Below are 11,911 nucleotides of genomic sequence, written 5' to 3'. Positions count from 1 at the left end.
CGCGCGGCCGTCCGGGACGGCCGTGGCGCCCCGGCGGTGACGACGGGGCGGGCGGGCTGCGCACGGCGGACTCGGCCGGCCGGCGCTGCCTGGCGACGGGCCATTCTTGGCAGGGCCGGAGACGGGTGGCAAAGGCGTTCGCTACTACGCCCCGTAGTGGTTGCGGGGCGGGCGGGATCAGGGTGGCCGGTAGGTTTGGGGAGGTTTGTCCGTTTTGGACACCTGGAGGTCGCGAGCGGCCCGAACCCGCGGAAGACGGCGCCGGAAGCGGCGATGGCCTGCGTTCTTCAGGGCGGGCACGGCGAACGCGCGGGCCGCCCGGCATCGGCGGCCGAGGTCGTTCAGCCGATGCCCCGGCCGTGACCACTATCCAGGGCCGTAGATGCGAAACCCCCTGTGGGCGGGCTCACACGCCGGCGGCGACGACATCGACGCAGCGTGACCGGCCGGTGGCCGCGCGCCGGGGGCGGCGCGGCGCCCGCACACGGGGGCGCGGTGGTGGCCGGGAAACGGCACCGGGCCCGGGAAACGGCACCGGGCCCGGGAAACGGCACCGGATCCGGGAAACGGCACCGGGCCCGGGAGCCTCCGCAACGGCTCCCGGGCCCGGCGTTCGAGCGCGGCGCGGACGGGTCAGGACTTCGCCGCCACCGCCGCCTTCCGCCGCCGGCTCACCACGGCCGAGGCGGCGAGCACGATCGCCGCGGCGGCCAGCGACAGGTACATCTGCTGCCGTCCGTCGTCGTCCGTGAACATGTAGACCATCACGAAGCCGATCATGCCGATGGCGACCCAGGTGAGATAGGGGTACAGCCACATCCGGACGGTGTGCCGCTCGGGCATCTCGCGCTCGATGATCTTGCGCATCCGCAGCTGGGTGGCGCAGATGACCAGCCAGACGAACAGGGCCACGGCCCCGGAGGAGTTCAGCAGGAAGGCGAAGACCGTCTTCGGCGAGGTGTAGTTGAAGAAGACGGCGACGAAGCCGAACACCACCGAGGAGAGGATGGCCACCCGCGGCACGCCGCGCGAGGTCACGGTCGCGAAGGCCTTCGGGGCGTCGCCGCGCCGGCCGAGCGAGAAGGCCATCCGGGAGGCCGTGTACATCCCGGAGTTGAGGCAGGACAGCACGGCCGTCAGCACGATCACGTCCATCACCTGGCCGGCGTGCGGGATGCCCACGTGGTCCAGCACGGCCACGTACGGGCTGGCCTTGACCTCGGCGGAGTTCCAGGGCAGCAGGGTGACCACGAGCAGGATCGAGCCCAGGTAGAAGATCCCGATGCGCCAGATGACGCTGTTGGTGGCCTTGCTGACCGCCTTCTCCGGGTCCTCCGACTCGCCGGCCGCCAGGGTCACGATCTCGCTGCCCATGAAGGCGAAGACCACGGTGAGCATGCCGGTGAACACCGCGCCCACGCCGTGCGGCAGGAAGCCGCCCTGACCGGTCAGGTTGGTGGTGCCGACCGCGTGGGTGCCGGGCATCAGGCCGAAGGCGGCGAGGGTGCCGATCACCAGGAACGCGGCGATCGCGACCACCTTGATCCCGGCGAACCAGAACTCGAACTCGCCGTAGGAGGCGACCGAGAACAGGTTGGTGGCGGTCAGGACGCCCATGACTATCAGCGCCCAGCCCCACTGGGGTACGCCCGGCACCCAGTTGTTGAGGATCTTGGCGCCGGCGGTGGCCTCGACCGCGAGCACCACGACCCAGAAGAACCAGTAGAGCCAGCCGATGGAGAAACCGGCCCAGCGGCCCAGCGCGCGGTCCGCGTACGCCGAGAACGAGCCGCTCTGCGGGTCGGCCGCGGCCATCTCGCCCAGCATCCGCATTACCAGCACCACCAGCACGCCGGCCAGGGTGTAGGAGAGCAGGATGCCGGGGCCGGTGGACGCGATGCCCGCGCCGGAGCCGACGAACAGGCCGGCGCCGATCACGCCGCCGATGGCGATCATCGACAGGTGGCGGTTCTTGAGCCCGGCCTTCAGGTGGCCGTCGCCACCGTGTCCGACGGGGCCGAGCTGGTGGGGGGTCTGGGTGGCGCCCGCCGCCTGCTTGGTGGTGTCCGCACTCATGGAGTGTGTCCTCTGCCTTTCCGGCGCGGCATGACCCTCGGCTCGTCGTGCCGCAGGGTGGGGGACAGATCCGCGCATTGCGGTGCAACCTAACTTCTACGCCCGAGTATCGGAACAAAGCTTTGATAACTGTTCGCTTACCGAACACAAAAGCCCAGGTCAGGGTGGGTGGAGAGGGGGTGCGAAAAGCTCAGATCTGATGCACCGTCAGTGGCGTCGGAGCCCTCTGCGGCCCGCGGGGGTCGAGTTGCGGTCGAGCTGTGGCCGATCGTGGCAAACCCGGGCACAGTGGGAGTCTCGGGGCACTTCGGACGTTCTCGGAGCCACTCCATGCAGACGACCTGGAAGGGGACGATCAGCTTCGGGCTGGTCAGCATCCCCGTCCACCTCTACTCCGCGACCCAGGAGCACGACGTCCCGCTGCACCAGGTGCACGCCAAGGACGGCGGACGGGTGCGGATGAAGCGGTACTGCGAGCGGGAGGAGAAGGAGGTCCCGTACGCCGAGATCGCCAAGGGCTACGAGTCGCCCGACGGCCGGACGGTCACGCTCAGCGACGAGGACCTCGCCGACCTGCCCCTGCCCAGCAAGAAGGTCATCGACGTGCTGGCCTTCGTGGACGCGACCGAGATCGACCCGCTGATGTTCTCCAAGGCCTACTACGTCGGCGTCGCCGACAAGGCCGCCGCCAAGCCGTACGCCCTGCTGCGCGACGCCCTGGTCGAGTCCGGGCAGATCGCCGTCACCAAGATCGCGCTGCGCACCCGGGAGTCGCCCGCGGTGCTGAGGGTGCACGACGGGACGCTGGTGCTGCAGACCTGCATCTGGCCCGACGAGGTCCGCCCGGCGACCGGGATCGCGCCCGAGGAGAACGTCACGGTGCGGCCGCAGGAGCTCAAGATGGCGCGCTCGCTGATGGACACCCTCTCCGAGGACTTCGACCTCTCCCAGCTGCACGACGACTACCAGCAGGCTCTCCAGCAGGTGATCACCGCCCGGCTGGAGGGCGTCGAGGTCCCGCACGAGGAGGAGGCCGGCGAGGCGCCGGACAACGTGATCGACCTGATGGAGGCGCTGCGCAGCAGCCTCAAGCAGGCCAAGGGCGGGCGGGCGCCGGGCGCCGAGGAGGAGGAAGAGCCTTCGCCGCCCGGCAAGCGTGCGGCGGCGAAGCGGACCGCGACCGCGAAGGGCGCGACTGCGAAGGACGTGGCCGCGGAGGACACGACTGCCAGGACCGCGGCAGGCAGGACCGCGACGAAGAGCACCGCGGCCGGCAGGACCGCGGCCGGGAAGAGCGCCGCCGCCAAGAAGGCCGCCCCGGCGAAGAAGACCACCACCCGCAAGTCCACGGCTCCGCGCAGGGCCTCCTGACCGTGCGGGCCGGACTGTCCCCTCTCCAGCACTGGAGGCGATCCCGATGGACCTGCTCACCTACAAGGAATCCGAGACCGGCCCCGACGCCCCGCGGAACCCGAGCCGGGGGTACCGGGCCTGGCACTGGCTGCTCAGCCTCAGCCCGACCGTGGTGACGTTCATGGTCGCGCTCTCGATCGGCCTGTGCATGGTCGCCGTCCAGACCGGCTGGGACCCGATGCTCGGCCTGATGGCCTTCTTCTGGTTCCTGACCTTCATCGCGCTGGTGGGCATGGTCGCCCGCTGGGCGACGCCCGGCCGGGGCAGGCACCGCATGGCGGCCTCCTGACCCGGCGGGGCGGCACGGCGCGTCCGGGAGGGCTCAGCCGATCCACACCGTGGTGACGTTGCAGAACTCCCGGATGCCGTGCCCGGACAGCTCCCGACCGAAGCCCGAGCGCTTGACGCCACCGAAGGGCAGCGCCGGGTGGGAGGCGGTCATGCCGTTGAAGAACACCCCGCCGGCCTGGATGTCGCGGACGAAGCGCTCCTGCTCGTCCGGGTCGGTGGTCCAGACGTTGGAGCTGAGCCCGAACGGGGTGTCGTTGGCGAGTGCCACCGCCTCGTCCAGGTCGGCGACCCGGTAGACGGTGGCGACCGGGCCGAAGGTCTCCTCCTGGTGGATCCGCATCGCCGGGGTGACGCCGGTCAGGACGGTCGGCTCGTAGAACCAGCCGGTGTCCCAGCCCATCGGGCGGTTGCCGCCGCACTCGACCCGGGCGCCGTGGGTGCGGGCGTCCTCGACCAGCTCCTCCAGGTCGTCCCGGCCCTGGCGGCTGGCCAGCGGGCCGACGTCGGTGTCCTCGTCCATCGGGTCGCCGATCCGCAGGTCCCGCATCGCCTCGGTGAAGGCGGCGGTGAAGCGGTCGTAGACGTCGGTGTGCACGATGAAGCGCTTGGCCGCGATGCAGGACTGGCCGTTGTTCTGCACCCGGGCCCGTACCGCCGTGTTGACGGCGGCCTCCAGGTCGGCGCTCGGCAGGACCACGTACGGGTCGCTGCCGCCCAGCTCCAGCACGGCCTTCTTCACCTCGTCGGCCGCGGTGGCCGCCACCGCCCGCCCGGCCGGCTCGCTGCCGGTCAGGGTCACGGCGGCGACCCGGTGGTCCCGGATCACGCCCTCGACCGCGCCCGAGCCGATCAGCAGGGTCTGGAAGCAGCCCTCCGGGAAGCCGGCCCGCCGGAACAGCTCCTCGATGGCGAGCGCGGTGCGCGGCACGTTGGAGGCGTGCTTGAGCAGGCCCACGTTGCCCGCCATCAGGGCCGGTGCGGCGAAGCGGATCACCTGCCAGAAGGGGAAGTTCCACGGCATCACGGCGAGCACCGGGCCGAGCGGACGGTAGCGCACGTACGCCCGGGCGGCCCCGCTGTCGGCCACGTCGGCCTGGGCCGGGTGCTCGTCGGCGAGCAGCGCCTCGGCGTTGTCGGCGTACCAGCGCATCGACTTGGCGCACTTGGCGGCCTCGGCGCGGGAGGCGGCGAGCGGCTTGCCCATCTCCTCGGTCATGGTCCGGGCGACGGCCTCCTGGTCCCGGTCCAGCAGGTCGGCCGCCCGGTGCATCAGTTCGGCGCGGACGGTGAAGGAGGTGCTGCGGTACTCGTGGAAGGCGGCCTCGGCGCGGGCCAGTCGCCGCTCGATCCCGGCCGCGTCGAGCGGTTCGAAGGTCTGGACGGTCTCGCCGGTCGCGGGGTTCACGCTGGCGATGGGCATGCGGGCTCCCAGTGGGGTTCGGGTCCGGTGCGTCTGTCCTCCCACCCTCCCCGACGCCCCGCCCCCGGACACGCCACCGCGCCCGGCGTGTCCCGCCCGGGCGGCGGTGTGCGTCGGGCCGCGGTGTGCGTCGGGCGGGGGTGTGCGTCGGGGAGGGGCGACCGCCGGCCCCGGGAGCCGCTCCGGTGCTCCGCGTCCTACTCCGGCAGCGACTCCACCCGGGCCGCCGCCTCCCGGGCCCGGGCTCCGGCCCTGGTCCGGGCCGCGGTGACCTGGCGGCTCGGGAAGCGGTGCAGGTACTCGGCCTCCAGCTCCCCGGTGCGCAGCGTGTGCCGCTTGAGCGCCTCCTCCGAGCCGTACAGGAAGGTCTCGTGGCGCGTGCGGTGCAGCTGCTCCAGCTCGTGCAGCAGGGTGTCGTTGCCCAGAGCGTGCGGGGAGATGCCCTCGGGTCGGATGTGCGGGTCGTTGGCGTGCCGCATCTCGGTACCTCCTCGGTGAACTCGGCGAAGCGGGCGAATTCGGCGGAATCCCCCTCCTACCGGGTGCCCGGTGTCCGGTGCCGGTACACCCGTTCCCTCGGACGGCAGTGCACAAGAGTTGTTGTAAAAGAAGTGTCGTACAAGAGTTCTTGTGGATATCCTCCCGGCATAGACGACACGACCGGCCGCACGCCCGCGACCACCGACGACCCGCGAGGCACCCGGGAGATCCAGGACTCCCGGGTGCTCGCCGCCCTCACCCACCCGCTGCGCCGCCGGCTGATCGACCTGCTCAAGGTCGACGGGCCGGCCACGGTCGGGAAACTGGCCGAACGCACCGAGCAGGCGGTCGGCAACGTCAGCCACCACCTGAAGGTGCTGGCCGAGAGCGGACTGATCGAGGAGGCGGCCGGGCTCGCCCGGGACCGGCGCGAGCGCTGGTGGCGACTGGCCGACCGCGAACTCAGCTGGACCAGGGCCGACTTCGACGGCGACCCGGTCACCGAGGCCGTCGCCGAAGCGGCCGGATCGATCCTGCTGGAGCGCCAGGTCGAGCTGGTCCGGGAATGGGCCGCACGGCGCGGCGGGTACGGGCCGGACTGGCGGGACGGCTGCTCGGTGGCCACCCAGGCCTGGCTGCGGCTCACCCCCGAGGAGGCCCGGGAGCTGGCCGCGGACCTCCATGAGGTGATCCAGAAATGGGCGCACCGGCCGGTGCCCGAGGACGGACGGGAGCGCGAGACCGTCCTCGCCTTCGCCCACAGCGTCCCGGCCAAACCGTGACGGCCACCCTCGCCCCACCGTCCGGGAGCCCCGAAGTACGGTCCCGCTGGGGCCTGTTCGCCCACCACGACTTCCGGCTGCTGTGGGCCGGGCAGACCGTCAGCCGGCTGGGCAGCAGCGTCACCACCGTCGCGCTGCCGCTGGTCGCCGTGCTCACCCTGGGCGCCGGGCCGCTCTCCACCGGCCTGCTGACCGGTGCGATCTGGCTGCCCTGGCTGCTGTTCGGCCTGCCGGCCGGGGTGTGGGTCGGCCGGGCGCCCCGGCGGGCCGTGATGATCGGCTGCAACCTCGGTTCCGCCGCGCTGTTCGCGAGCGTGCCGGTGGCGGGCTGGTTCGGCGTGCTCGGCATGACGCAGCTGGTGGCCGTGGCCTTCCTCAGCGGCGTCTGCTCGGTGTTCTTCGACGCCGCCGACCAGGCCTACCTGCCCGAACTGGTGGCGCCGGAGGACCTGATCGAGGGCAACGCCAAGCTGACCGGCAGCAGCTCGGCGGCCGACGTCGCCGGGCGGGGGCTCGCCGGGCTGATCGTCCAACTCGTGGGCGCCACCGGCGGATTGCTCGTCGACGCGGTGAGCTTCCTGGTCGCGGCCGGCACCCTGCTGCGGATCCGCGCCCGGTCGGAGCCGGCGGCCCCGGGGCAGGCGGACCTGCTCGGACAGGTCCGGGAGGGGCTGTCCTTCCTGCTGCGCGACCCGTACCTGCGCGCCTTCCTGTGCTTCGGCGCCGCCGCCAACTTCGCGCTGATGGGCTACCAGTCGATCCTGGCGCTGTTCCTGGTCCGGTCGGCCGGGACAGCCCCGGGCTGGGTCGGCGTCCTCGCCTCCGCGGCCGCGGTCGGCGGCGTGCTCGGCTCGCTGGCGGCCCGGCCGCTGTGCCGCCGGCTCGGGACGGCGCGCGGGACGCGGATCGTGCTGCTCACCGTCACCCCGTTCGGCCTGCTGATGCCACTGGCCGGGCCGGGCGCCGGGACGGTGCTGTACGTGATCGGGTCGCTGGCGGTGGTCGCGGCGGTGGTGCTCTGCAACATCGTGCTCGGCAGCTTCCGGCAGTCCTACACCCCGCCCGAGCTGCTCACCCGGGTGACGGCCGGCTCGATGTTCGCCGTCCACGCCACCATCCCGCTCGGCGCGCTGACCGGCGGGGCGCTGGGCGAACTGATCGGTCTGCGGGCGACGATGTGGGTGATGACCGGACTGCTGACGCTGGCCGGGACCCTGCCGCTGTTCTCGCCGCTGCGCACCCTCCGGGAGCTGCCCACGGCGCCCCCAGAGAACGGGAAGATCGTAGGATGAATCCTTCCGTACCTTCAGATTCACCCCCCGACAGCACGGACGGATCGCACATGCCGCTTCCCAAGGCCGAACTCCACCTGCACATCGAAGGAACCCTCGAACCCGAGCTCGCCTTCGCCCTCGCCGCCCGCAACTCCGTCGCGCTGCCCTACGCCGATACCGGGGAACTGCGGAAGGCGTACTCCTTCAGCGACCTCCAGTCCTTCCTGGACCTCTACTACGCGCTGATGGCCGTGCTGCGCACCGAACAGGACTTCGCCGACCTCGCGGACGCCTATCTGGCCCGGGCAGCCGAGCAGGGCGTGCGGCACGCGGAGATCTTCTTCGATCCCCAGGCGCACACCGCCCGCGGAGTGCCGCTCGGCGTGGTGGTGGACGGCCTGACCCGGGCGCTGGCCTGCAGCGAGGAGCGGTACGGCATCAGCACCCAGCTGATCATGTGCTTCCTGCGCGACGAGTCCGCCGACTCCGCACTGGAGACCTTCGAGGCCGCCCGCCCGTACTTCGACCGGATCTCGGGCATCGGCCTGGACTCGGCCGAGGTCGGCAACCCGCCCGCGAAGTTCCGCGAGGTCTACCGCCGGGCCGCCGAGGCCGGGCTGCGCCGGGTCGCCCACGCGGGCGAGGAGGGCCCGGCCTCGTACATCACCGAGGCGCTGGACGTCCTGGGCGTCGAGCGGATCGACCACGGGCTGCGCTGCCTGGAGGACGGCGAACTCGTGGCCCGCCTGGTCCGCGAGCAGATCCCGCTCACCCTCTGCCCGCTCTCCAACGTCCGCCTGCGCTGCATCGACACCCTCGCCGACCACCCGCTGCGTGAGATGCTGGACGCCGGGCTGCTGGTCACCGTCAACTCCGACGACCCGGCCTACTTCGGCGGCTACGTCGAGGACAACTTCCGCGCCGTCCGACAGTCCCTGGCCCTCGACCCGGAAACCCTGCGGCGACTGGCCGCCAACTCCTTCCGGGCGTCCTTCATCGACGACCGGCGGCGGGCCGAACTCCTCGCCGAGGTCGAGCGGTACGCCTTCGAGCCGGTCGAGGGCTGACGACCGGCGAGGGCTGAAGACCGGACGAACCCGGGGCCCGGACGGGCCGGCCTGACCAGCCTGTCCGGGTGACCCTTCGTGTCCGCCGTCCGCCTCCTCGTCGGGAGCGGACGGCGGACGGGATCAGATCAGGGTGCTCCAGTAGTACCAGAACCGGCTGAGCACCAGCAGCGCGATCACCGCGTACCACAGCGCCGGGACGACCCAGTGGTAGCGCGCGGCCTCCCGCACCACCACCCGCCCCCTCGGGCCGACCGGGATCACGCCGGAGCGCAGGTTGTGCAGGGTCGTGTACCAGAACAGCGGGATCATCGCGGCCCACACCACCATGCAGTACGGGCAGAGCGCGCCGATCCGGTACAGCGTCTGGTACATCAGCCAGGTCACGAAGCCGATCCCGAAGACCGTCCCGGCCTGCAGCCCGAGCCAGAACCAGCGCCGGTACGAGGCCCCGGCGAGCAGCCCGGCGCCGATCGCGATCACCACCCCGAAGGCGACCAGGCCGATCAGCGAGTTGGGGAAGCCGAAGGCCGAGGCCTGGTCGCTGCGCATGATCGAACCGCAGCTGATGATCGGATTGATGTTGCAACTGGGGACGTACGACGGGTCCTCCAGCAGGCGGATCTTGTCCAGAGTAAGGACCGCCGAGGCGAACAGACCGACCGCGCCGCCGATCAGCAGCAGCCAGGCGAACGGACGGCTCGCACCGAAGGCCCGCGCGGCGGGGGTTCGCGCGGCGGGGGCGGCGGTCGTCACCCGGTCACCTGCTTGACCATCGCGGTGAACTCCTCGGGCGACGCGGCCTTGCCGTTGGTGAGCACGTCCAGCTTCTTGCCGTCGAGCTTGACGGTCGGGGTGCCGGTGACGTCGCTCTTGTTGAACTCCTCGTTCACCTTGGCCGCCCACGGCGCGTAGGTGCCGTCCTGGACGGCCTTGACGAAGCCGGCGGTCTTCAGCCCGGGCACCTGGCCGGCCAGATCGAGGATGTGGTTGACATCGCCGAAGGCGTCGCTGCGCTCGTCGGGCTGGTTGGCGTACAGCACGTCGTGGAAGGCCTTGAACTTGTCCACGCCCTCGTTCAGCGCCGCACCGGCGGCGGCCAGCGCGGTGCGCGAGCCCTTGCCGCCGAGGTTCTTGTCCAGGAACGTCGCCAGGTGGTACTCGATCTTGTACGTGCCGTTGTCGGCGAGCTGCTGAACGGTCTTCCCCGTCGTGGTCTCCAGCTGCTCGCAGAACGGGCAGCGGAAGTCCTCGTAGATCTCCAGGGTGTGCGGGGCGTCGGCCCTGCCGTAGGTGATCACCGTGCCGTCCGGACCGGTGGTGTTGGCGGGCGCGACCAGCGGGCCGCCGGCGGCGGAGTCCGAGGAGGAGCCGGAGGAGCCGCCGACGGCGAAGGCCACCCCGGCCGCGAGGGCCAGCACGGCGGCGGAGGCGGCACCGACCACCACCCGGCGACGGACCCGGTCGGAGCGTTCGGCCTGGGCGCGGGCGGCGCGCATGCGCTCGGTGGCGTTGGTCTTCTCGTCGGTCTTGCGGGTGTTGCTCATGGGATTCGTCCTGTGCTCTCGGGCGTGCGGAAGGGCGGCGCGACCGGGACCGGAACCGGTACCGGGTCGGCGCGGAGGAGAGAGACGACCGCTGAGGGAGGGAGCCACGGCCCCGGGGACAGCCCCTGGGACGGCCCGGGCTCAGACGGCCAGGGCGAACACCGGCGGACCGCGCCGGACGGCCGGACGGACGACCACGTCCTCGGCCGGGACCAGCGAGCGGCTGGCCCGGGGGAACGGCACCCGGACCACCGGACGGGCCGGGACCGGCGGGAAGAACAGCCGCAGCCAACGGGCGGCGGCCGGCAGATGGCGCTGCAGGAACTCGCCCAGCACCAGCAGGGCCCGGCCGAGGCCGGTCAGCGCGGCGTCCGCGCGGCGCAGCCAGAACGCCCCGGCCAGCGCGATCACCGTGTGCAGCAGCAGGAGCAGCAGGATGCCGGTCTGCTCGGACACGCCGTGGCCGAGCAGAAACCCGCCGAGCGAACCGCCGCCGCACAGCAGCGGCTGGAAGCCGTGCCCGGCGTCGGGCGGAAGGGAGGGGCAGGAACGCTGGGCCAGGTCGAACAGGGCGCTGACGCCCAGTTGCAGCGGCAGGAAGGCCGCCGCCACCACCGGGTAGCCGCGTTCGCGGCCGGCCAGGGCGAAGGCCAGGACGAAGACGGCGGCCGAGGCCAGACCCATCGTGCCGACCGGCAGCGAGCGGCCGGTGACCAGCACCTGGCCGAGCCCGGCGAGCAGCACGACCAGCGCGGCGAAGACCGCCGCACGGAGCGTCCTGGTGACCGGGCCGATGTCCATGGGATCCGAGTCTGCCACAGGTCGAGGGCGGAACGGCCTGGCCGGCGGGAGGCTGTGAACAGCCTCACCACCCTTGCTGAGCTGGGCTTATGCCGTTCTTACGGGTGGTGGGGAGCGGTGGCCGGGGGGTCGTCGGCGGCGCTCACCCGGGCTTCGACCAGCTCTCGGAAGTGTTCGAGGTCGCCGCGCACCGCGCGTTCGATCGCCCCGGCCTGGGCGAAGCCTCGCGGGCCGCCGAACTCGCGGTGCAGCGCCTCGGGGTCGTACTCCACCCGGATCTGCAGGCGGGTGTGCCCCGGGTCGAGTGGCAGCAGGGCGAAGGCGCCGCGGAGGTGCACGGAATCCAGCGTCCGCCAGGCCATCACCCGGCCCCGGCCGCGGTCGGTGATCTCGGTGTCCACCGACCGCTCCGTCGTACCGACCTGGACGTCGAGGTGGGCGAGGTTGCGGCCGTGGGGGTGGGCGGTGCGGACGCCCTCGACGAACTGGGGGTATTCGTGCACCCGGTGGAGTTGCTCCCAGGCGGCCAGGGCGGGGGCGGCTATGTCGATCTGTTCCTCAAGGGTGGTCATGGGGGGCCTCCTCCGTACCCACCCTGCGCTTTCCCTTGCAGGGAGGCAAAGGGGGGTGGGGGGTTGGGGGTGTTCGGGGGGCTTTCGGGAGGGTGGGTGACGCCGGGGGCGGGTCCGGGGGGGGGGGGGGGGGGGGGGGGGGGGTTTTTTGTGTGGCGTCGCAGGTGGTGGGGGGGGTGGGGCCGGGG

12 protein-coding genes are annotated in these 11,911 nt (G+C 72.2%); 5 read left to right on the top strand and 7 right to left on the bottom strand.

Going from position 1 to position 11,911, the window contains the following annotated elements:
* Positions 1-633 precede the first annotated feature (633 nt).
* Entirely contained in the window at positions 634-2,076 is a 1,443-nt protein-coding gene (locus ACZ6Z8_RS23290; RefSeq protein WP_465611994.1) for an amino acid permease, read from the bottom strand.
* A 330-nt stretch (positions 2,077-2,406) separates the two neighbouring features.
* Here ACZ6Z8_RS23290 and ku point away from each other — a divergent pair, with 330 nt between their 5' ends.
* Together ku and ACZ6Z8_RS23280 are read left to right on the top strand one after the other, a co-directional pair.
* On the top strand, positions 2,407-3,447 hold the full coding sequence (ku, locus tag ACZ6Z8_RS23285) for a non-homologous end joining protein Ku (protein WP_465611993.1): 1,041 nt from the start codon (positions 2,407-2,409) through the stop codon (positions 3,445-3,447).
* 46 nt (positions 3,448-3,493) lie between these two features.
* Positions 3,494-3,778: a hypothetical protein gene (locus ACZ6Z8_RS23280; RefSeq protein ID WP_465611992.1), complete on the top strand. Its 285-nt coding sequence runs from the start codon at positions 3,494-3,496 to the stop codon at positions 3,776-3,778.
* Positions 3,779-3,811: 33 nt separating this feature from the next.
* On the opposite strand, the gene ACZ6Z8_RS23275 is transcribed toward ACZ6Z8_RS23280, so the two are convergent.
* On the bottom strand, positions 3,812-5,200 hold the full coding sequence (locus ACZ6Z8_RS23275) for an NADP-dependent succinic semialdehyde dehydrogenase (RefSeq protein WP_465611991.1): 1,389 nt from the start codon (positions 5,198-5,200) through the stop codon (positions 3,812-3,814).
* A gap of 197 nt (positions 5,201-5,397) precedes the next feature.
* Complete coding sequence (locus ACZ6Z8_RS23270; RefSeq protein ID WP_465611990.1) at positions 5,398-5,679, bottom strand: DUF6158 family protein; 282 nt, start codon at positions 5,677-5,679, stop codon at positions 5,398-5,400.
* A 132-nt stretch (positions 5,680-5,811) separates the two neighbouring features.
* Between ACZ6Z8_RS23270 and ACZ6Z8_RS23265 the strand changes: the two genes are divergently transcribed.
* The 3 genes from ACZ6Z8_RS23265 to ACZ6Z8_RS23255 are packed head-to-tail and all read left to right on the top strand — an operon-like array spanning position 5,812 to position 8,803.
* Entirely contained in the window at positions 5,812-6,462 is a 651-nt protein-coding gene (locus ACZ6Z8_RS23265) for an ArsR/SmtB family transcription factor (protein WP_465611989.1), read from the top strand.
* Positions 6,459-7,754 (top strand): MFS transporter, encoded by a 1,296-nt coding sequence (locus ACZ6Z8_RS23260; RefSeq protein WP_465611988.1) that lies wholly within the window; start codon positions 6,459-6,461, stop codon positions 7,752-7,754. Before ACZ6Z8_RS23265 ends, ACZ6Z8_RS23260 begins: the two co-directional genes overlap by 4 nt.
* A gap of 50 nt (positions 7,755-7,804) precedes the next feature.
* Positions 7,805-8,803, top strand: coding sequence for an adenosine deaminase (locus ACZ6Z8_RS23255; protein ID WP_465611987.1), 999 nt, complete (start codon positions 7,805-7,807; stop codon positions 8,801-8,803).
* Positions 8,804-8,926: 123 nt separating this feature from the next.
* Here ACZ6Z8_RS23255 and ACZ6Z8_RS23250 read toward each other — a convergent pair whose 3' ends face one another.
* From ACZ6Z8_RS23250 to ACZ6Z8_RS23235, 4 genes are all read right to left on the bottom strand, one after another.
* The gene (locus ACZ6Z8_RS23250) at positions 8,927-9,559 is read right to left on the bottom strand and encodes a vitamin K epoxide reductase family protein (RefSeq protein WP_465611986.1); all 633 of its coding nucleotides are present in this window, start codon (positions 9,557-9,559) and stop codon (positions 8,927-8,929) included.
* Positions 9,556-10,350, bottom strand: a complete 795-nt coding sequence (locus tag ACZ6Z8_RS23245; protein WP_465611985.1) for a DsbA family protein — start codon at positions 10,348-10,350, stop codon at positions 9,556-9,558. Before ACZ6Z8_RS23245 ends, ACZ6Z8_RS23250 begins: the two co-directional genes overlap by 4 nt.
* Before the next feature lie 141 nt (positions 10,351-10,491).
* Entirely contained in the window at positions 10,492-11,151 is a 660-nt protein-coding gene (locus ACZ6Z8_RS23240; protein ID WP_465611984.1) for a hypothetical protein, read from the bottom strand.
* Between the two features lie 98 nt (positions 11,152-11,249).
* Positions 11,250-11,723, bottom strand: a complete 474-nt coding sequence (locus ACZ6Z8_RS23235; RefSeq protein ID WP_465611983.1) for an SRPBCC family protein — start codon at positions 11,721-11,723, stop codon at positions 11,250-11,252.
* Between the last annotated feature and the right edge of the window lie 188 nt (positions 11,724-11,911).

It is taken from the genome of Kitasatospora sp. NPDC101108 (assembly GCF_055584725.1).
This window is presented reverse-complemented; position numbering and strand designations above follow the sequence as displayed.